The following is a 21056-nucleotide window of genomic DNA, read 5'->3' as shown; positions in this document are numbered from 1 at the left end:
TTTGCCCATGAAAAAGCAAGTCGTGCTGTACAAAAAACTGTCGCCGGCGCTGATGACGCGCCTGCAGCAACACTGTGACGTGACGCTGATCGAAACCCTCGACGCCGACGGCCTGATGAAGCTGCGCGACGCCTTGCCGAGCGCCCACGGTTTGCTCGGTGCCAGCTTGAAACTTGACGCCGCGCTGCTCGATCTGGCGCCGCACCTGCAGGCGATTGCCAGCGTTTCGGTCGGTGTCGACAACTACGACATCGACTACCTGAGCCGGCGCAAGATCCTTCTCAGCAACACCCCGGATGTGCTCACCGAAACCACCGCTGACACTGGCTTCGCCCTGATCCTCGCCACGGCCCGGCGCGTGGTGGAACTGGCGAACATGGTGCGCAGCGGCCAGTGGCACCGCAACATCGGCCCGGCGCATTTCGGCACCGATGTGCACGGCAAGACTCTGGGCATCATCGGCATGGGTCGCATCGGCGAAGCGCTGGCGCAACGCGGGCATTTCGGTTTTGGCATGCCGGTGCTTTATCACAGCCAGTCGCGCAAACCGGCAGTCGAGGCACGTTTTGACGCGCAGTACCGCAGCCTTGAGGCGCTGCTGCAAGAGGCGGATTTCATCTGCCTGACCCTGCCGCTGACCGCGCAGACCGAAGGTTTGATCGGCACCGAGCAATTTGCGTTGATGCGCCCCGAGAGCATCTTCATCAATATCTCTCGCGGCAAAGTGGTCGATGAAGCGGCAATGATCGACGCGCTGCGCCATCAACGGATTCGCGCGGCGGGTCTGGATGTGTTCGAGCGTGAACCGCTGAATCATGACTCGCCGTTGTTGCAGCTGAATAATGTGGTGGCAACGCCGCACATGGGTTCGGCGACACATGAGACGCGGGAGGCGATGGCGCGGTGTGCGGTGGACAATCTGCTGGTGGCTTTGGCTGGGGAGAAGCCGGCTAATCTGGTGAATCCAGCGGCTTGGCAGGGCTGAGATCTTCAGTGGCTGTTCTGTCCAAATCGCTGGCAAGCCAGCTCCCACAGGTTCTTCAGTGTTCATTACATTTCAGAACGACACAAAACCCTGTGGGAGCTGGCTTGCCAGCGATGAGGCCGGGACAGGCAACACAAAACTGTCAGGCACTGCGCGCCTGCAACAACTGCACCGCACACAACGCAATCCGTGCACAGGCATCCGCCAGCTTCACCCGGTCCAGCACCAGCCCGATGCGAATATGCCCCGCCGCACTCGGCCCGAAGGCCTCACCGGCCAGCACCGACACCCCGTAACCTTCCAGCAGCCGCTCGGCAAATGCCTGCGCACCAAACCCGGTCTGGCGCACATCGACCATCACGAACATCCCGCCATCCGGGCGAATCGGCTGCAGCCCCGGGCAACCGCGCAAGCGTTCGCACACCAGATCGCGACGCAACCGATATTCCTCGCGCATCTGCGTCACCTCCGGCAGATCTCTTGCCAACGCGACCTCTGCTGCTTTCTGCACAAAATCCGGCAGACCGAACAGCATGCTCAACGACAGGTTCACCAGATGCTCGGCCAGCGCTTTCGGCCCGATCGACCAGCCGATGCGCCAACCAGTCATGGCGTGGGATTTCGACAGACTGTTGATGGTCGCCGTGCGTTCGGCCATGCCCGGCAGACTCGCCGGGCTGATGTGCTCGCCCTCGTAAAGCAGATCGCTGTAGACCTCGTCGCTGATCAGCCACAAATCGTGACGCACGCACAGCGCCGCCAGCGCTTGCCAGATCAGCAGGGAAAGGCTCGCGCCGGAAGGATTATTGGGACTGTTGAGCAACATCGCGCGGGTCTTCGGCGTGATCCGCGCGGCGACATCGGCGGGGTCAACGCGAAAGCCGTTTTCCGGCCGTACCGGTACCGGCACCACCGTCGCGCCGCACGCGCCGAACACGCCCTCGTAGGTCACGTACATTGGCTCGGCGACGATCACCTCGTCACCCGGATCCAGCAGGCATTGAGCGACCGAATACACCGCGCATTGCGCACCGGGCAGCACGATCACGTGCTCGGCATCCACCACCTGACCGCTGCGCCGCTGGTGGCGAGCGGCGATCAGCTTGCGCAACGCCAGTCGGCCACGCACTTCGGAATAATGCGTATCGCCAGCCAGCAGACTGTCGATGGCGCCGTGAATGATCGGCAGCGGCGTGTCGAAATCCGGATCACCCACGCTCAGCAGCAGAATGTCGACTCCCTCGGCGCGCAACGCCAGCGCGCGGTCATGAATCTGCCAGGCCGCTGCCCCCTCCCCGGCGATGCGTTGGGTCAAGGCTGAATAGCGCATGTACGTCTCCTGATGGCGCGGTCTCCAGCCTTCACCCTAGGTCAAATCACAAACCGCGCCACCATCGCGTTCAAATCCACCGCCAGACGCGACAGTTCATGGGTCGCGGCGCTGGTCTGGTTGGCCCCGGCAGCCGATTGCGTGGCCAGGTCACGGATGTTGACGAGGTTGCGGTCGACCTCACGCGAGACCTGCGCCTGCTCTTCCGAAGCGCTGGCGATCACCAGGTTGCGCTCGTTGATCTGATGGATCGACTGGGTAATCTGCTCCAGTGCCACGCCAGCGGCACGAGCCATTTCCAGCGTGGTCTGGGTGCGCTGGTTGCTTTGCTGCATCGACGACACGGCTTCACCGGTGCCGTTCTGAATACCGGCGACCATTTTTTCGATTTCCTGAGTCGACTGCGCGGTGCGATGGGCCAAGGCGCGCACTTCGTCCGCCACCACCGCAAAACCACGTCCGGCCTCACCGGCACGCGCCGCTTCGATCGCCGCATTGAGGGCCAGCAGGTTGGTCTGTTCGGCGATGGCGCGGATCACGTCCAGCACCTTGCCGATGTCACGCCCCTGCGCGGCGAGGCCTTCGATCATTTGTGCAGTGCTCTGCACGTCATGGGTCATGGTCTGGATCGCGTCGACGGTTTTCACCACTTGATCGCGCCTTTCGCGGGCGGCCTGGGTCGACTGGTTCGAGGCTTCGGAGGTCGACACCGCGTTGCGTGCCACTTCTTCCACCGCGGCGGTCATTTCGTTGACGGCGGTGGCGGCCTGTTCGATCTCGTTGTTCTGCTGTTGCAGGCCACGGGAGGCTTCTTCGGTGACCGCGCTCAGCTCTTCGGCTGCAGCGCCCAATTGAGTGGCGGAGCCGGCGATCTGTTCGATGGTTTTGCGCAGATTGGTCTGCATCGTCGACAAGGCTTGCAGCAATTGTGTGGCTTCGTCTTTGCCATCCACTTCAATCGACTGGGTCAGGTTGCCGCCAGCGATGGTTTGCGCCGCCTGCACGGCACGGTTCAGCGGGGTGACGATGCTGCGGGTCAGCAACCAGGCCAGCAATACCGTGGCCAGTGCTGCGATGACCGCGACAATCACGATGCCGGTAATTGCGCTGTCGTAGTGGTTGCCCGCCAGGGTCGAAGCCGTTTTGGCGTCGGCGGCGTTGATCGCAATCAACTTGTTCAGTTGCTCGCCCATCTTGTCGGTGCCGTCCTTGATCTTCGTGTTGATCAGGGCGCGCATCTCGTCGAGCTTGTCCTGGCGCGACAGGTCCAACATCTGGTTTTGAGCCTGCAGATAGTTGTCCAGGGTCGTCGAGAACTCCTGATACAACGCGCGCTCTTCCGAACCTGCCGGCAGTACCGCGTAACTGGCCTGAGCAGCGCGCACCTTGTCTACCAGCGCACCGATGCGGGTCTGGGCTTCCTGCAACCCGGCCGGTTCACGATTGACCAGAACGCGGAACGAAAGAATACGCAGGCGCAGGACATTTTCCGTCACCACCGCGAGTTGGGTGACGCTCGGCAACTGCGTCGAATCCATCTCCAGGGAGGCCTGACGGATGATCGACATGCGATTGACGGCGAACACGCCGAGTACGATCACCAGCAGGGCAATAAAGGCAAAACCGAGGAAGGCACGGGGCGCGATATTCAGGTTACGCAAGGACATGGTTGGACTCTCGGATAGAGGTAACTGCGAGCGTCCTTGCCGTCATCACTGGCCCTTGAGCGGGGTCAGTCCGGCGGCACTGTTCGAGGGAATCTGTGTGCGCCTGACCTCTGTATCGGCGGCGCTTTAGGAAGATTTCGTGTAAAGCGAAAATATTTTTCAAGGTGTTTCAACACTGAAACACTCACACGCCCCTGTAGGAGCTGCCGAAGGCTGCGATCTTTGGATCTTGATCTTTAAAAACAAAATCAAAAGATCGCAGCCTTCGGCAGCTCCTACAGTGTTTGCTCAGGATTTCGCTGCCATCCGCCAGACACGGGCAATGTCAGTCGCGCGTTCACGCAACAAGCGTGGAGCTTCGGCGCAGGCCTGCTCCAGGGTCATCGGGCCGCTGGTGACTGCGAATGCGGCGTCGATGCCGTGCTCGTAGAGCTCCTGGTAACCCTCGCCGAGCGTGCCGGCGATGACAATGACCGGGACATCGTGTTTTTTGGCAATCCGCGCCACACCAAACGGCGTTTTGCCGCGCAGGGTCTGCGCGTCGAAGCGACCTTCGCCAGTGATCACCAGATCGGCGCCGTCGACCGCTTCCGCAAGGCCCACCAATTCGGCCACCACTTCCACGCCTGCTTGAAATTGCGCACCGAGAAAGGCTTTCGCCGCAAAGCCCAGCCCGCCGGCCGCGCCGCTGCCCGGCTCATCGCGAACGTCTTTGCCCAACGCTTGCGCGCAGAAGTCGGCGAAGTGACCGAGGGCCTGATCCAGTTGTTGCACCTGTACCGGTGACGCGCCCTTTTGCGGGCCGAAAATCGCCGAGGCGCCATGCGGCCCGCACAGTGGATTGTTGACGTCGGCGGCGATGTCGAAGCGCACGTGGGCCAGACGCGGATCAAGCTCGCTCAAGTCCAGCCGTGCCAGTTGCGCCAAGGCCAGGCCGCCCGGCACCAGAGCCTGCCCCTGAGCATCGAGCAATTTCACCCCGAGCGCCTGCATCGCACCGGCACCGCCATCGTTGGTGGCGCTGCCGCCAATGGCCAGAATCACCCGTTGCGCGCCGGCATCCAGCGCGGCGCGAATCAGTTCACCGGTGCCGAAGGTGCTGGTGATGCAGGCATCGCGCTGCCCCGTAGGCACTAACTGCAAACCACTGGCCTCGGCCATTTCGATGATCGCGGTGTGGTTGTGCGGCAACCAGCCCCACGCCGCATCGACCGGAGTGCCCAGCGGCCCGCGCACCCGCATCCGGCGCAGTTCGCCTTCACAGGCAGCAAGAATCGATTCCACCGTGCCCTCGCCGCCGTCGGCCATCGGGCATTTGACCAGCGTGGCGTGTGGCCAGACTTGCGCCAGCCCTAGCGCAATGGCCTCGGCAACGCCTTGGGCACTCAGGCTGTCCTTGAACGAATCGGGGGCGATGACGATTTTCATGCGAATTCTCCAGTTCCAATGCACCTCATGCTGCCAGTCGGCCTGCGCATTGACGCCGGTCCGCTGCACAAGGGCGGTTGGCGTTTATTGTTCATTTCTACAAAAGCCTTGGACTTGATGCCGAATGCTCTGGCCTCATCGCTGGCAAGCCAGCTCCCACAGGGATCTTCAGTGGCTACATAACTTGTAATCACCTTGTAACCTGTGGGAGCTGGCTTGCCAGCGATGGCGGCCTTAAGAACAACTCATACCGCCGGATCAGTCTGCGGCAGTAATTGCACCCCAAGGTACAACGCCAACATCCCGTCCAGCCGCAACGGATCAACTCCGCTGATCTCGGCAATCCGCTCCATCCGGTAACGCAAGCTGTTGCGATGAATGCCCAGTGCATCGGCGCAGGCCTGGCTCTGGCCGTCGTGTTCACACCAACTGCGCAGGGTCGCGAGCAACTGGCCGTTACCGTCCTTGGCAATCACTTTGCGCAACGGTTTGAGCAGTTCATCCAGCGCGTCGTCGTTGCGATGGCGCCAGAGCATCACCGGCAAACGATAGCGATTGAGCGTCAGCAGTCGCGACTGCGGCAGTACCTCCCGCCCATACGCCAGCAGATCACCGACCCGTCGATAACAGCGGCGCAAACCGGCCAGCCCATCCGCCTGCCCGCCGACGGCAATGCGCAGAATGTTCCAACCCTGGCCATCGAGCTTTTCCAGCAAACGATCATGCTCAACCGTCTGACTGGCGGGCCGGCACCACAGCAGCGATGACTTGGCCGAACTCACGCACCAGCTGTCCGGGTAGCGCGAGGTCAGCCACGCACTCAGCGCCTCGACGGTTTGTCCCGGCCCTTGTTCCAGGCCCAGCTCGAACAGGTATGGCACCCGGGTCAACTGCGGCTTGAGCCCCAGTTGCTGCGCCTCATCGACCAGCCGCGGCGAGTCGCCGGCGTCGCTCAACAGCAACGCCAGCAGGTCATCGCAACGCTGGCGCCGCCATTGCTGCTCGGCCTGCTGATTGCGCTGACCAACGAGCATTTCGGCAGTCATGCGCACCAGTTCGGCGTAGGTGCGCAGTTGCTCCGGCTCGCCGGTAATGCCGAGCACGCCAATCAGGCGCTGATCAAGCAACAGCGGCAGGTTGATCCCCGGTTGCACACCTTTGAGATGCACCGCGGTTTGCGCATCGATTTCCACCACGCGGCCGTTGGCCAGCACCAGTTGCGCGCCTTCGTGGCGGGTGTTGATGCGCTCCGGCTCGCCACTGCCGAGGATCAGCCCCTGGCTGTCCATGACGTTGACGTTGTAGGGCAAAATGGCCATGGCCCGGTCGACGATATCCTGAGCGAGGTCGTGATCGAGTTCGAACATGATCGGCAAAATCCTTAAGCAACGGCGGCGGACGGTTGTTCACCCGCACAGGGTCTGGCGGCAAACCCTGTGCTCAGGCACAAAGACAATCCGGCCACAGGTGGCCGAGACTCTCAGGGCGATCAACGTTAACCTGTGCATCGCAAAAAATCATAATAAAGAGAGAGCCGCTATGTCGCAGAGCGCCGCAGCTACCCAGACCATCGACGACGGTAAAAACGCCGTCTACAAACGCATCACCCTGCGTTTGATTCCCTTCATTTTCATCTGCTACCTGTTCAACTACCTCGACCGGGTCAACGTCGGCTTTGCCAAACTGCAGATGCTCGACGCGTTGAAATTCAGCGAAACCGTGTACGGCCTCGGCGCCGGGATCTTCTTCATCGGCTACGTGCTGTGCGGCGTACCGAGCAACCTCGCGCTGACCAAGTTCGGCCCACGGCGCTGGATCGCGCTGATGATGATCACCTGGGGCACGCTGTCGACCTGCCTGCTGTTCGTCACCACGCCGACCCAGTTCTACACCCTGCGCCTGTTCACCGGTGCGGCCGAAGCCGGGTTCTTCCCCGGTGTGGTGCTGTACCTCTCGCAGTGGTTCCCGACGTTTCGCCGTGGACGGATCATGGCGCTGTTCATGTCGGCAATCCCGGTTTCGGGCCTGCTCGGCAGCCCGTTTTCCGGCTGGATCCTCAACCACTTCGCCGCCGGCCAGGGCGGCCTGGCGGGCTGGCAGTGGATGTTCCTGCTGCAAGGCATTCCGACCGTGATCCTCGGCGCCCTCGCCTATTTCCTGCTGAGCGACAGCTTTGCCAACGCCAAGTGGCTGAGCCCGCACGAGCGTGCGGTGCTTGAAGCCGATCAGGCCGAAGACCTGGCGAACAAACCGAAAACCACCTCCGACTCGTTGCTCGCGGTGTTCAAGAACCCGGCGATCTGGGCGTTTGGCCTGATCTACTTCTGCATCCAGAGCGGCGTGTACGCGATCAACTTCTGGCTGCCGTCGATCATCAAGAACCTCGGCTTCAGCGACAACCTGGTGATCGGCTGGTTGAGCGCGATTCCGTATCTGCTGGCGGCGGTGTTCATGCTGCTGGTCGGGCGTTCGGCGGACTTGCGCAAAGAACGTCGCTGGCACTTGGTGGTGCCCATGCTGATGGGCGCCCTCGGTCTGCTGATCGCGGTGAACTTCGCCGCCAACCCGGCCATCGCGATCCTCGGCCTGACCCTTGCAACCATGGGCGCGCTGACCGGTCTGCCGATGTTCTGGCCAGTGCCGACCGCGCTGTTGAGCGCGGGCGCGGCGGCCGGTGGCCTGGCGTTGATCAACTCAATGGGGCAGATGGCCGGTTTCCTCAGCCCGTACCTGGTGGGTTGGGTCAAGGACAGCACCGGGTCGACCGATGCGGCGTTGTATCTGCTGGCGGGTGTGATTGTTGGCGGGAGTTTGCTGGCATTGCGCATGACGCGGACGCTGCGCGCGTAATTACGCTTGCAGATCAAAAGATCGCAGCCTGCGGCAGCTCCTACAGGGAAACACGTATTTCCGTGTAGGAGCTGCCGCAGGCTGCGATCTTTTTTTGCTCATTGATTGCCGCGTCAGTTCTTGCCAATCACGGAAAAATCCCGCAAAAACGCACAGTTTTTTAAAGGATTTTTACCAATGAGCTCGATTCTCGATCTGGAGATCTTCGTCCGCGTTGCCGACTCCGGCAGTATCTCCGCCGCTGCCCGCGCGCTGGAACTGACGCCGGCCGCTGCCAGCATTGCACTGAAGAGGCTGGAAACCCGCCTAGGCATCCGCCTGCTCGCGCGCTCTACGCGCAGCATGCGCCTGACCGAAGAAGGTCGGCGCTATCTCGACAGCGTACGCATTGCCTTGTCTGCCCTGGCCGAAGGCGAACAAGCGCTCAAGCAACACGGCGAAGGCCTCAGTGGGGTGCTGCAACTGGCGGCGCCGTCGGATTTCGGGCGCAACGTATTGTTGGCATGGCTGGATGATTTCAAACGCGAACACCCGAATATTCAATTGCAACTGCTGCTCAACGATCGGCACGCCGATCTGTTTCGCGAAACGGTGGATGTCGCGCTGCGCTTCGGCGTGCCCAGCGACTCGACGCTGGTGGCGCTGCCGATTCTGCCGGCGCATCGACGGGTAGCCTGCGCCAGCCCGGACTATCTGGCTCGCCATGGTACCCCGCAACATCCCGGCGAACTAAACGAGCACAGCGCCCTGCTCTATTTGCGCAACGGCCGGCCTTACAACACCTGGCGCTTCAGTCGCGAGGACGAAACGCTGGAAGTTGAAGTCCACGGTGACTATCTCAGCGATGACGGCGAAGTCGCGCGGCGCTGGGCGCTGGCCGGGCATGGCATTGCCTACAAGGCGTGGCTGGACATCGCCGAGGACGTGCGCAGCGGACGCCTGCTGACGCTGTTCGATGACTGGCATGGCGAGAGCGTGCCGTTCAATCTGCTCTGCCCGCATCGGGTGCAAGTGTCCGAGCGCGTTCGGGTGCTGCAGGCGTTTTTGCAAACGCGTTGCGCGGCACTCAGCCGATAATTCACTTTGCCCCGTCGGACGCTTCTGGTATTTGATGGAAGCTTTCCCACCGATAAAAGGATTTCGGCATGAGCTATCGCACACTGGGGCACTCGGGGTTACAGGTGTCCACCCTCACCCTCGGCACGATGATGTTTGGCGAGCAGACCAGCGCTGAAGACTCACTGCGCATCATCGACAAGGCCTGGGATCAGGGCATCAATTTCATCGACACCGCCGACGTCTACACCAACGGCCGCTCGGAAGAAATCGTCGGCGAAGCGATTGCCCGCCATCGTCACGAATGGGTGTTGGCCACCAAGGTCGGTTTCGGCCCGGTGGATGGCGTGCCGAACCGCAGCGGCTTGAGCCGCAAACACATCTTCAACGGTCTGGAGGCCAGCCTCACGCGCCTGGGTACCGACTATCTCGACATCTATTACCTGCACCGCGAAGACCACAACACGCCGCTGGAAGTCAGCGTGTCGGCGATTGGTGATCTGATTCGCCAGGGCAAGATTCGTTACTGGGGCCTGTCGAACTATCGCGGCTGGCGCATCGCCGAGGTGATTCGCATCGCTGACAAGCTCGGGATCGACCGCCCGGTGATCAGCCAGCCGCTGTACAACATCGTCAACCGCCAGGCCGAAACCGAACAGATCACCGCCGCGCAGACCTATGGCCTCGGCGTGGTGCCTTACAGCCCGCTGGCCCGCGGCGTGCTCAGCGGCAAATATGCACCCGATGTCACGCCGGATGCCAACAGCCGCGCCGGGCGTCAGGACAAACGCATTCTGGAAACCGAATGGCGGGTTGAATCGCTGCGCATTGCTCAGCAGATCCAGCAGTACACCCAAGGCCGTGGCGTGGGCATGGTCGAATTCGCGATTGCCTGGGTACTGAACAACAGTGCGGTGACTTCGGCGATCGTCGGGCCGCGCACCGAGCAGCAGTGGGACGCTTACACCAAGGCGCAGGCGGTGCAGATCACGGCGGAAGATGAAGCGTTTATCGACTCGCTCGTGACCCCGGGGCACGCGTCGACACCGGGGTTCAACGATGTGAGCCATTTTGTGTCGGGCCGTAAACCGCGTCAGGCCTGAAAGCCTCACAAGCCGGGCATCAGCGGCGTCAGCAGATTACGAGGGCAACACAAATCCATTGTGGGAGCGAGCCTGCTCGCGAAGAGGCCGGCACATTCAACATCTGCGTTGTCTGGCACACCGCTTTCGCGAGCAGGCTCGCTCCCACAGGTTTTGTGCTTATCTTCAGAATGTGGGAAATATTGAGCACTCGGCCAATATTCAGCACAAAAACCACGTATCCTGCGCGCCCTGTTTGATCACCCACCCGCGAGGACAGTTTGTCTAAAGGTATCGCTCTATCGGTATCAGCTTCGGTGCTGTTTGCCGTCATGTATTACTACACCTCGCTGCTCACCCCGTTGAGCGGCGTGGAAATCTTTGGCTGGCGGATGCTGCTGACCGTGCCGTGCATGACCGTGTTCATGCTGGTTTCCGGTGAATGGCGGCGAGTGCTGGAGTTGCTGCGGCGCGTGGCCGGCTGTCCGAAGCTGATAGGCGGCCTGAGCGTTTCGGCAGCGTTGCTCGGCGTGCAGTTGTGGCTGTTCATGTGGGCGCCGCTCAACGGTTATAGCCTTGACGTGTCGCTGGGCTATTTCCTGCTGCCGCTGGCGATGGTGCTGACCGGGCGCATCGTCTACGGCGACAGCCTGTCGTACCTGCAGAAAATCGCGGTGTTCTTTGCCGTTCTCGGCGTGGCAAACGAGCTGTATCGGGTCGGCGGTTTTTCCTGGGCGACCCTGGTGGTTGTGGTCGGTTACCCGCTGTACTTCGTGCTGCGCAAACGCTTGAAGACCGACAACCTCGGCGGTCTGTGGGTCGACATGACGCTGATGCTGCCGGTGGCGTACTGGTTTGTACGCGGTGGCGAGCAAGGCTTTGCCGTGTTCGATCAATACCCAGGCCTGTTGTGGCTGATTCCGCTGCTCGGCCTGATCAGTGCCTCGGCGCTGGTGGTGTACATCATTGCCAGCCGCTTGTTGCCGTTCAGCCTGTTTGGTCTGCTCAGCTATGTCGAGCCGGTATTGCTGCTCGGTGTCGCGCTGTTGCTCGGTGAAAGTATCAAGGCCGGTGAATGGCTGACTTACATCCCGATCTGGCTGGCGGTGGTGGTGCTGGTCTTCGAAGGCTTCAAGCACTTGATGCGGCAACGCCGCTCTTAAAAGCAAAAGATCGCAGCCTTCGGCAGCTCCTACATTGGAATACATTCTCTGTAGGAGCTGCCGAAGGCTGCGATCTTTTGATCTTAAAAAGCCTGGCATCAGCCAGGCTTTTTCATGGCTTACTCGGTCGCGAGTACACCACGGCGCACCTGGTCACGCTCGATCGATTCGAACAGCGCCTTGAAGTTGCCCTCGCCGAAGCCATCGTCGCCCTTGCGCTGGATGAATTCGAAGAACACCGGCCCCATCAGGGTTTCCGAGAAGATCTGCAACAGCAGGCGCTTGTCGTCCGGGTTCGACGAGCCGTCGAGCAGGATGCCACGCGATTGCAGTTGATCCACCGGCTCGCCGTGGTTCGGCAGGCGGCCTTCGAGCATTTCGTAGTAGGTGTCCGGTGGCGCGGTCATGAAGCGCATGCCGATTTTCTTCAACTGATCCCAGGTCTTGACCAGGTCATCGGTGAGGAACGCCACGTGCTGGATGCCCTCGCCGTTGAACTGCATCAGGAACTCTTCGATCTGCCCGGCGCCCTTGGACGACTCTTCGTTCAGCGGGATGCGGATCATGCCGTCCGGTGCGGTCATCGCTTTCGAGGTCAGGCCGGTGTATTCGCCCTTGATGTCGAAATAGCGGATCTCGCGGAAGTTGAACAGCTTCTCGTAGAAGTTGGCCCAGTAGGCCATGCGGCCGCGGTACACGTTGTGGGTCAGGTGATCGATGATCTTCAGGCCGGCACCGACCGGGTTACGATCAACGCCATCCAGGAACACGAAATCGATGTCATAGATCGAGCTGCCTTCGCCGAAACGGTCGATCAGGTACAGCGGCGCGCCGCCAATGCCTTTGATCGCCGGCAGGTTCAGCTCCATCGGCCCGGTTTCGATATGAATCGGCTGAGCACCCAATTCCAGGGCGCGGTTGTAGGCTTTCTGCGAGTCCTTGACCCGGAACGCCATGCCGCAGACCGACGGCCCATGCTCGGCAGCAAAGTACGACGCTACGCTGTGCGGTTCATTGTTGAGGATCAGGTTGATCGCGCCCTGGCGATACAGGTGCACGTTCTTGGAACGGTGGGTCGCGACTTTGGTGAAGCCCATGATCTCGAAGATCGGCTCCAGGGTGCCAGGAGTCGGCGATGCGAACTCGATGAACTCAAAGCCCATCAGGCCCATTGGGTTTTCGTATAAATCTGCCATGGTGAAGCCTCATCATTCTTATCAATTAACCAGAGTTAGTTGTCAGTAATGCTGAGACCGGCGGGTGGTGCGCAGGAGATGCCTCGCACACTGCGGGCGAGGAAGTCACCATAGATCAGTTGAAACCCGAATATCTTCATTGTCGACCCAAGGCTCTTGCGGGCGAGGCTTCTGCTGCCAGAAGACGTTTATTATTGTATGCGTAACCGGATTCTACACAGCGTAAATAGGGTTGTCTGCCCTCTCTATAAAATCCGCCTTTTTCGCATCGGTGCAAGGGGTTTGTTGCACAGGTAAATTCCCGCCAGCACCAGCGCACCGCCAAGGCACAGAGTCAAGGTGAGTTGTTCGCCAAGCAACAGCGCGCCGAGCAGCACTGCGGTCAGTGGATTGAGGGCAATGAACACGCCGGAACGGGTCGCACCGATTTTGCGGATGCCGTCGTAGTAGCCGATGTATGCCAATGCCGAGCCGAACACGCCGAGGTAGATCAGGCTCAGCCATTGTGGCGTGTCGAGGTTGAGCAAGGCTGCCGCGCTCATCTCGCCACGCAGTGTTGCCAGCACCAACAGCATCACGCAGCCGATCAATACCGAAAATGTCACTGTCTGCAGCGGGCCGAGTGCCTGATTTAACTCGCGGGAACACAGCGAGTAAATACCCCAGCCCGCTACGCAACCGAGAATCAACAAATCGCCGATCCAGGCATTCGGTGTCACGGCGAGCAATTGCGGGTTGCGACTGACGATCACCAGACTCGCGCCGCCAATGCACAGGGCGATGCCGGCGACTTTCACCCGGCCCAGGCGCTCCTTGAACAACAGCCAGGAAGCCAGGCCGATCACGGCCGGATTCAACGCGACGATCAACGAAGCGCGCGAGGCATTGATGTACTGCAAGCCATAAAAGAAACACAAATTGTAGAAAAAGATCCCGAAGAACCCCAACAGCGTCAATTGCAGCCATTGCCGAGGCGTCGGTCGTGCCAGCGGGATGCGCGCAACCCATACAAACCCGAGCAACGCCACGCTGGCGAGCAGGAAGCGCAGGCTGGCGGCGAACAGCGGGCTGAGGCTGCCCGCCAGAAAACGCCCGGCGACAAAGGTCCCGCCCCACATCATGGTCACGGCAGCCAGCGTCAGATAAACCGACCGGTCAGAAACGTTATTGCGAGTTTGCTCCACGTTGCGCATGACGCTCCAAACCAGAGAAGCCAAAGGATGGCGTATCATTCACTTCATTCCTTGTCATCGTAAAATGAGCAAACACTCATGACCCTCACGCAACTGGAGATCTTCTCACTGGTCGCCGAACTGCGCGGCTTCACCCTCGCTGCCCACCGTCTGGGGATTTCGCAGTCAGCGGTATCCCACGCCATGAAATCCCTGGAGCAGGAGTTGGGCGTCGAGTTGTTGCGCCGTCACTCGTCGCAGGTGGAGCTCACCGATATCGGCGAGCAGGTACTCCAGCGCGCACGCGCCATGCTCGGTCTGGCCAACACGCTGCGCCAGGAGGCGGCCGATGCGCGGGGCATGAAAAGCGGTACGCTGCGCATTGGCTCGTTCGGCCCGACGGCGTCGATCAAGTTGCTGCCGAGAATTCTGCAGCGCTATCGCCAAGTCCATCCCGGCATAGAAGTGCACATCGATGAGGGGCCGGACCGGCAGGTGCTGCAGTGGCTGGAAGAGCGGCGAATCGACGTCGGTTTCGTGGTGTTGCCCGAGGAACGCTTCGACACTTTCGCGCTGGTCGAAGACCAGATGGTTGCCCTGCTCCCGCTCGGTCATCCACTGGCCGCCAGCGCGGCGCTGAGCCTTCAGGATTTGTGTGCCGACCCGTTTGTGCTGACCGAGGCCGGTTCAGCGGAACTGGTTTCACGCCTGTTCACTGCCGCGCGCCTGCAACCGAACATTCGCTACCGCTGCTCGCAATTGCTCAGCACACTTGACGTTGTCAGCCGGGGCGATGCAGTCACGGTCGTCGCCGAAGGCTCATTGCCAGACGATCCAGCGCCGTGTTACGTGAAGAAGCCGCTGTTGCCGGCGGTGCAACGTCTGATCGGCCTCGCTGTTCTCGATCAGCGTCAGGCTTCGCCCGCCACGCGGGCATTTATCGAACTCGCCAAGCAGATCAATCAGCCGTGAGCGGCACAAGCGCCAGCGGCCATCTATCATGCCTTCTGACTCCGCTGTTCCTCACCGGTGCGCCGTTGCCAGGCCTGCATTCGAGCGTTCCACCTCATCGCAACAGGATGCGCCTATGCCCTTGACCGTCAGACCCCGCCGCAAACGTAGCGTACGCATTTTGATGACCCTGCTCTGCGGTGTATTGCCCGTCCTGCTGGGCGGCGGGATTCTGTATATGCAAGCCGAACGGGCCTTGCAGCAGAGCACGCAAAATACCGCCGATGAGGCGTTGCGCCAATTCGAGCTGATGCTCGACAACACCGCCCAGGCCGCCAGCGAATTATTGCCCCTGGCTGGCCAGCCCTGCGAAAGCGTAAAACTGGCTTTACGTGAGCAGGTAACCCGCCGGCCTTTCGTGCGTTCGACCAATCTGGTGTGGGACAACAACCTCTATTGCAGCTCGCTGTTCGGTGAATTCAAGGAAGCCGTCAACCCGGGCGACTATGCGCAAGGCAAACTGTGGTTGATGAATGGCAACCCGGTCACGCCCGACACCGCGCTGCTGGTATATCGCCTCAGCGAAGGTCGCGGCGGCGCGCTGACTACGCTCGATGGCTATCACTTGAGCAACATCCTGCGCCTGATCGGCCGGCAGACGCAGTTGGTGCTGCTGGTCGGCGACAACTGGCTGTCGGCCGATGGCAAAGTGCATCAGGGCGCCCTGCCGCCGCTGCCGATAGCGCAAAGTACGTTGATGTCTTCACGTTATGCCTTCAGTGTCAGCGCAGGGTTCGCGCAAGGGCAAACGTGGCGCTACATGGCCGCCGAATACGCACCCTTGTTCAGCCTGCTGATCTTTTTCGGGGTGATCTCGGGCGCGATCGCTCACGTCCTGCAACGACGCGCCACCTCGCCCAGTCATGAAATGCTCCGCGCCCTGGAGGCCGGCGAGTTCATCCCTTACTTTCAGCCGGTGGTGCATGGTGACAGCAGGAAATGGTCCGGCACCGAAGTGCTGATGCGCTGGAAACACCCCAAGGAAGGCCTGGTGCGCCCGGACCTGTTCATCCCGTTCGCTGAACATTCGGGGCTGATCGTGCCCATGACCCGTTCGCTGATGCAACAGACTGCCGCCTTGCTCGGCCCGCTCTCTGCAGACTTCGACCAACCCTTCCACATCGGCATCAATATCACTGCCAGTCACTGCCAGGACTTGGAGCTAGTGGAGGACTGTCGCGAATTTCTTGCCGGGTTTGCCCCCGGCAGTATCAATCTGGTGCTGGAGCTGACCGAGCGCCAACTGATCGAGCCGACCGACGTCACGCACCAGTTGTTCGAGCAGTTGCACACGCTCGGCGTGATGATCGCCATCGACGACTTCGGCACCGGGCATTCAAGCCTGGGCTACCTGCGAAAATTCAATGTCGACTTTCTCAAGATCGACCAGAGTTTTGTCGCGATGATCGGTATTGATGCGCTGTCGCGGCATATTCTGGACACGATTATCGAACTCTCGGCCAAGCTTGATCTGGGTATTGTTGCCGAAGGTGTAGAGACTCCGGCACAGGCTGACTACCTGACCGCACACCACGTCAACTTCCTGCAAGGCTATCTGTTCGGAAAACCCATGCCCGGCGCTGACTTCATCGCTGCATTAAGTGATCGTTAACTAAAAATAAATTAAGCCCGACGCTTCGACGCGACGCACCAAATTGATACAAAACACCACTGTTGTTACATGACGACAAGATCAGGATTTACTCTTGGCGCATTAACTACTACAATTTTTTCAGCCTGTGCAAGATTGACAGGTGAGCCATTATCACCGAGTCGCTTCAAGGCTCTTGGCTTATAGCTTTGTTTGCGGTTGGTATCAGCCAAACACACTATTGGAGTAAAGATATTGTCCAGACTCGCTGAATTTCGTGCAGCTGAAAAGGCCCTTCAGGAACAGCTCAAGCAGCTGGAATCGCTGAAGAACGATGCCGGGCTCAAGAAAGAAATCGAATTCGAAGAAAAGCTCCAGGGGCTGATGAAAACCTACGGCAAAGGCCTGAAAGACATCATCGCCATCCTCGATCCGAACCCGTCCAAGTCCGGCTTGCAAGTGTCCGCCGCACCAAAAACCCGCCGCGCTCGCGTGGTCAAGGTTTATCAGAACCCGCACACCGGTGAACTGATCGAAACCAAGGGCGGCAACCACCGTGGCTTGAAAGCCTGGAAGGAACAATACGGTGCAGCCACCGTTGATTCCTGGTTGCGCGGTTAATTTTGCGCCAACAAACAAGCCCTGCTGTATGCAGGGCTTTTTTTTGACAATATCTAACAAAAGCAACGATTTCCCCCGCGCTAGTTATCAATCCGCTTTAACACCCACAAGACGTGAGGCTAAAAACTCTTGCCGGATGTTGCGACGGTCATCGCTGCTAAACTTTGTGCTTAATGCCTTCGAGGTATCTAACCTGGCCGAGGTGAAACAGAGGCTTAAAGTTTCAAGCTGTTTCTCACGGCGACTATTTCGTCAGCGCTGGCCTTATAAATCTCAGCCTGACCCGCGTAAGAAAGTACATACGCCTTATCCGCCCCGACCGCCGCAACCAATGTTTGCGACAACACATGTCGGCCATTTTCAGTGATCGTACAGGTGGTTTCCAGTGCGTCCAAGGCGCCGAGTTTCGCCGGGTGCACCTTATTGCAAACACTCTGATAACCGCCCTGGAAAAAGTCTTTCTGAATCGACTTGCGCATCTCCAGCAGCACGCCCTGCACATTGACCTGATGGCCAGCTTCAACCTGAGTCATGGTCAACTCCATCACCATGACCTGATTGCCATCGGCGTCGTTTTTCACCGCACGCTGGCGCGACACCTGCGGCGGCGTGTCGGGCAATGCCTGGATTTCCCACCCCGCAGGCCAGGTGATGCTCGGCTGATCGGCCCATGCGGGGGCAGCCAGCAGCGACGAGAAAAGGCAAACGAATAGCACGTTGAACGGTCGGATCATTACCAGAGGCACTCGTAGATTGAGCAGCAAAGTCTGAGGCCCGGTCGCCCACAGAGCAAGCCGCGCATTCGGTTTGGCGATGCCGCCCCGCATGCGTATCATTGCGCCCATTCACTCGCCCCATTGTTACGGAGGGCCTATGAGCCTGCACGAACTGAACACTTTCCCCGGCGTTACTGCCACGCCAGACAGCGCAACCCGCAACTTCGTCTTCAACCACACCATGCTGCGTGTCAAGGACATCACCAAGTCCCTGGACTTCTACACCCGCGTCCTGGGCTTCTCGCTGGTTGAAAAACGTGATTTCCCGGAAGCCGAGTTCAGCCTGTACTTCCTCGCGCTGGTCGACAAGGCGCAGATCCCGGCCGACCCCGCGGCCCGCACCGAGTGGATGAAGTCGATTCCCGGCATCCTCGAACTGACTCACAACCACGGCACCGAAAACGACGCCGACTTCGCCTATCACAACGGCAACACCGACCCGCGTGGCTTTGGTCATATCTGCATCTCGGTGCCGGACATCGTCGCGGCTTGCGCGCGTTTTGAAGAGCTGGGCTGTGATTTCCAGAAGCGCCTGACCGATGGCCGCATGAAAAGCCTGGCGTTCATCAAGGACCCGGATGGCTACTGGGTAGAAATCATCCAGCCTGCACCGCTGTAAACAGATCGCAGGCTTCGCCAGCTCCTACACATTCCTTGCAGGAGCTGCCGCAGGCTGCGATCTTTTGCTTCAGCCATAAAAAAACCCATGATCGCTCATGGGTTTTTGCGTTTCAGCGACTGATGCTTATGCCGGCGCCGAAGTACGGATCAAGTGATCGAACGCGCTGAGGGAAGCCTTGGCGCCCTCGCCCACTGCAATCACGATCTGCTTGTACGGCACGGTGGTCACGTCACCCGCCGCGAAGATCCCCGGGATCGACGTCTCGCCACGGTTGTCGACGATGATCTCGCCGCGTGGCGACAGCTCGATGGTGCCTTTGAGCCAGTCAGTGTTCGGCAGCAGACCGATCTGTACGAAGATCCCTTCCAGCTCGACGTTGCGCAGTTCGTCAGACTTGCGATCCTTGTAACGCAGGCCGTTGACCTTCTCGCCATTGCCGGTGACTTCCGTGGTTTGCGCACTGGTGATCACGGTGACGTTTGGCAGACTGTGCAGTTTGCGTTGCAGCACCGCGTCGGCACGCAGTTGCACGTCGAATTCCAGCAACGTCACATGGGAAACGATACCGGCCAGGTCGATGGACGCTTCGACGCCGGAGTTACCGCCGCCGATCACCGCCACACGCTTGCCTTTGAACAGCGGGCCGTCGCAGTGCGGGCAGTACGCCACACCCTTGTTGCGGTATTCCTGTTCGCCCGGCACGTTCATTTCACGCCAGCGTGCGCCGGTCGCCAGGATCACGCTCTTGGCTTTCAAGGTCGCGCCACTGGCGAAGTGGACTTCGTGCAGCTCGCCGTTCTTGCCGGGAATCAGCTTGTCGGCGCGTTGCAGGTTCATGATGTCGACGTCGTACTGTTTGACGTGTTCTTCCAGCGCCGTGGCCAGTTTCGGGCCTTCGGTTTCCTGCACGGAGATGAAGTTCTCGATGGCCATGGTGTCCAGCACCTGACCGCCGAAACGCTCGGCCGCCACACCGGTGCGGATGCCTTTACGGGCGGCATAGATAGCAGCCGAAGCACCGGCCGGGCCACCGCCAACTACAAGCACATCAAAGGCTTGCTTGGCGCTGATCTTCTCGGCCTGACGCTCGATGGCGCCGGTGTCGAGTTTGGCGAGAATTTCTTCCAGGCCCATGCGGCCCTGACCGAAGTTTTCACCGTTGAGGTAGATGCTCGGCACAGCCATGATCTTGCGATCGTTGACTTCGTCCTGAAACAACGCGCCATCGATGGCGACGTGACGGATGTTCGGGTTCAGCACGGCCATCAGGTTCAACGCCTGGACCACGTCCGGGCAGTTCTGGCACGACAGCGAGAAGTAAGTTTCGAAGCTGAACTCGCCCTTGAGCGAGCGGATCTGTTCGATGACTTCAGCACTGGCTTTCGATGGGTGGCCGCCGACTTGCAACAGGGCCAGCACCAGCGATGTGAATTCGTGGCCCATCGGAATGCCGGCGAAACGCAGACTGATGTCGGCACCTGGGCGATTGATCGAAAACGACGGCTTGCGCGCATCGGTGCCGCTGTCGATCAGGGTAATCTGGCTCGAAAGACTGGCAACGTCTTTGAGCAGGTCAAGCATTTCCCGGGATTTCGCACCGTCGTCGAGGGAAGCAACGATCTCGATCGGCTGGGTGACCCGTTCCAGGTACGATTTCAACTGGGCTTTAAGATTGGCGTCCAACATACGGGCGATCTCCTGTGTCTTTATTCAAGGCGAAAAAAAGCCCGAGCGAATCTCGCCCGGGCTTTTTCAATGGGCGGTGCAGCTTACTGAGGTAGGTGCGGAGTACCGCCCTGTGTTGCGTGTCTCACAGACTCAGATCTTGCCGACCAGGTCCAGGGACGGAGCCAGAGTGGCCTCGCCTTCTTTCCACTTGGCTGGGCAAACTTCGCCTGGGTGAGCAGCAACGTACTGAGCAGCCTTGATCTTGCGCAGCAGCTCGGAAGCGTCACGGCCAACGCCGCCATCGTTCAGCTCAACGATTTTGATCTGGCCTTCAGGGTTGATCACGAAGGTGCCACGGTCAGCCAGACCAGCTTCTTCGATCAGCACGTCGAAGTTGCGGGAGATGACGTGGGTCGGGTCGCCGATCATGGTGTATTCGATTTTGCCGATGGCTGGCGAAGTGTTGTGCCAGGCAGCGTGGGCAAAGTGGGTGTCGGTCGAAACGCTGTAGATTTCCACGCCCAGTTTCTGGAACGCAGCGTAGTTGTCGGCCAGGTCTTCCAGCTCGGTTGGGCAAACGAAAGTGAAGTCGGCTGGGTAGAAGAACACTACGGACCATTTGCCTTTCAGGTCAGCGTCCGAGACTTGTACGAAGTCGCCGTTTTTGAACGCGGTAGCTTTGAACGGTTTTACTTGGCTGTTGATGATAGGCATTGATGACTCTCCGTCAGGGTTGTGAATTCGATGGGTGAATCCTACCCACTCACTTGACGGATGGCTCATTGGCAAACCTGATGCTGCTGATTTGTTTTCGCTATTAGCTGACTGTATTAATAGA

The 21056-nt window shown here is 59.9% G+C and carries 18 protein-coding genes; 9 read left to right on the top strand and 9 right to left on the bottom strand.

From position 1 onward, the window contains the following. The first annotated feature begins 7 nt into the window (after positions 1-7). Positions 8-985: an NAD(P)-dependent oxidoreductase gene (locus tag GTQ41_RS13085; RefSeq protein ID WP_047294282.1), complete on the top strand. Its 978-nt coding sequence runs from the start codon at positions 8-10 to the stop codon at positions 983-985. Between the two features lie 142 nt (positions 986-1127). Here the strand turns inward: GTQ41_RS13085 and GTQ41_RS13080 are convergent, their stop codons facing one another. The 4 genes from GTQ41_RS13080 to GTQ41_RS13065 all read right to left on the bottom strand — a co-directional run bounded on the left by GTQ41_RS13080 (position 1128) and on the right by GTQ41_RS13065 (position 6777). Further along, positions 1128-2315 (bottom strand): pyridoxal phosphate-dependent aminotransferase, encoded by a 1188-nt coding sequence (locus tag GTQ41_RS13080; RefSeq protein ID WP_047294279.1) that lies wholly within the window; start codon positions 2313-2315, stop codon positions 1128-1130. 41 nt (positions 2316-2356) lie between these two features. Next, a complete protein-coding gene (locus GTQ41_RS13075; protein WP_217325515.1) occupies positions 2357-3982 on the bottom strand; it encodes a methyl-accepting chemotaxis protein in 1626 nt (541 codons plus the stop codon). Positions 3983-4270: 288 nt separating this feature from the next. Further along, positions 4271-5410: a glycerate kinase gene (locus GTQ41_RS13070; RefSeq protein ID WP_047294274.1), complete on the bottom strand. Its 1140-nt coding sequence runs from the start codon at positions 5408-5410 to the stop codon at positions 4271-4273. 245 nt (positions 5411-5655) lie between these two features. After that, positions 5656-6777, bottom strand: coding sequence for a sugar diacid recognition domain-containing protein (locus tag GTQ41_RS13065; protein WP_047294272.1), 1122 nt, complete (start codon positions 6775-6777; stop codon positions 5656-5658). A 172-nt stretch (positions 6778-6949) separates the two neighbouring features. Here GTQ41_RS13065 and GTQ41_RS13060 point away from each other — a divergent pair, with 172 nt between their 5' ends. From GTQ41_RS13060 to rarD, 4 genes are all read left to right on the top strand, one after another. Continuing rightward, positions 6950-8260 (top strand): MFS transporter, encoded by a 1311-nt coding sequence (locus tag GTQ41_RS13060; protein ID WP_041063709.1) that lies wholly within the window; start codon positions 6950-6952, stop codon positions 8258-8260. A gap of 177 nt (positions 8261-8437) precedes the next feature. Beyond that, positions 8438-9337: a LysR family transcriptional regulator gene (locus GTQ41_RS13055; protein WP_047294270.1), complete on the top strand. Its 900-nt coding sequence runs from the start codon at positions 8438-8440 to the stop codon at positions 9335-9337. Positions 9338-9405: 68 nt separating this feature from the next. Then, on the top strand, positions 9406-10419 hold the full coding sequence (locus tag GTQ41_RS13050; protein ID WP_047294268.1) for an aldo/keto reductase: 1014 nt from the start codon (positions 9406-9408) through the stop codon (positions 10417-10419). Between the two features lie 260 nt (positions 10420-10679). Beyond that, positions 10680-11561 (top strand): EamA family transporter RarD, encoded by an 882-nt coding sequence (gene rarD, locus GTQ41_RS13045; RefSeq protein ID WP_047294266.1) that lies wholly within the window; start codon positions 10680-10682, stop codon positions 11559-11561. A 119-nt stretch (positions 11562-11680) separates the two neighbouring features. On the opposite strand, the gene hppD is transcribed toward rarD, so the two are convergent. Then, the gene (gene hppD / locus GTQ41_RS13040; RefSeq protein WP_047294263.1) at positions 11681-12757 is read right to left on the bottom strand and encodes a 4-hydroxyphenylpyruvate dioxygenase; all 1077 of its coding nucleotides are present in this window, start codon (positions 12755-12757) and stop codon (positions 11681-11683) included. A 245-nt stretch (positions 12758-13002) separates the two neighbouring features. Beyond that, positions 13003-13950, bottom strand: a complete 948-nt coding sequence (locus tag GTQ41_RS13035; RefSeq protein WP_047294260.1) for a DMT family transporter — start codon at positions 13948-13950, stop codon at positions 13003-13005. Between the two features lie 78 nt (positions 13951-14028). Here GTQ41_RS13035 and GTQ41_RS13030 point away from each other — a divergent pair, with 78 nt between their 5' ends. From GTQ41_RS13030 to GTQ41_RS13020, 3 genes are all read left to right on the top strand, one after another. Beyond that, positions 14029-14901, top strand: a complete 873-nt coding sequence (locus tag GTQ41_RS13030; RefSeq protein WP_047294259.1) for a LysR family transcriptional regulator — start codon at positions 14029-14031, stop codon at positions 14899-14901. 115 nt (positions 14902-15016) lie between these two features. Beyond that, the gene (locus tag GTQ41_RS13025) at positions 15017-16552 is read left to right on the top strand and encodes an EAL domain-containing protein (protein WP_047294257.1); all 1536 of its coding nucleotides are present in this window, start codon (positions 15017-15019) and stop codon (positions 16550-16552) included. Positions 16553-16786: 234 nt separating this feature from the next. Next, positions 16787-17152: a histone-like nucleoid-structuring protein, MvaT/MvaU family gene (locus GTQ41_RS13020; RefSeq protein ID WP_003224630.1), complete on the top strand. Its 366-nt coding sequence runs from the start codon at positions 16787-16789 to the stop codon at positions 17150-17152. A 215-nt stretch (positions 17153-17367) separates the two neighbouring features. Here the strand turns inward: GTQ41_RS13020 and GTQ41_RS13015 are convergent, their stop codons facing one another. After that, complete coding sequence (locus GTQ41_RS13015; protein WP_047294680.1) at positions 17368-17886, bottom strand: DUF4946 domain-containing protein; 519 nt, start codon at positions 17884-17886, stop codon at positions 17368-17370. Positions 17887-18025: 139 nt separating this feature from the next. On the opposite strand from GTQ41_RS13015, the gene gloA reads away from it, so the two are divergent. After that, positions 18026-18547 (top strand): lactoylglutathione lyase, encoded by a 522-nt coding sequence (gene gloA / locus GTQ41_RS13010; RefSeq protein WP_047294255.1) that lies wholly within the window; start codon positions 18026-18028, stop codon positions 18545-18547. Positions 18548-18673: 126 nt separating this feature from the next. On the opposite strand, the gene ahpF is transcribed toward gloA, so the two are convergent. Next, a complete protein-coding gene (gene ahpF, locus GTQ41_RS13005; protein WP_217325332.1) occupies positions 18674-20236 on the bottom strand; it encodes an alkyl hydroperoxide reductase subunit F in 1563 nt (520 codons plus the stop codon). A gap of 132 nt (positions 20237-20368) precedes the next feature. Continuing rightward, complete coding sequence (ahpC, locus tag GTQ41_RS13000) at positions 20369-20932, bottom strand: alkyl hydroperoxide reductase subunit C (RefSeq protein ID WP_003224621.1); 564 nt, start codon at positions 20930-20932, stop codon at positions 20369-20371. Between the last annotated feature and the right edge of the window lie 124 nt (positions 20933-21056).

This window comes from Pseudomonas sp. AN-B15, assembly GCF_019056475.1.
In the GTDB taxonomy this organism is placed as follows: domain Bacteria; phylum Pseudomonadota; class Gammaproteobacteria; order Pseudomonadales; family Pseudomonadaceae; genus Aquipseudomonas; species Aquipseudomonas parakoreensis.
Note: the sequence above shows the minus strand (reverse complement) of the source record. Positions and strands in the feature narration are given on the sequence as shown.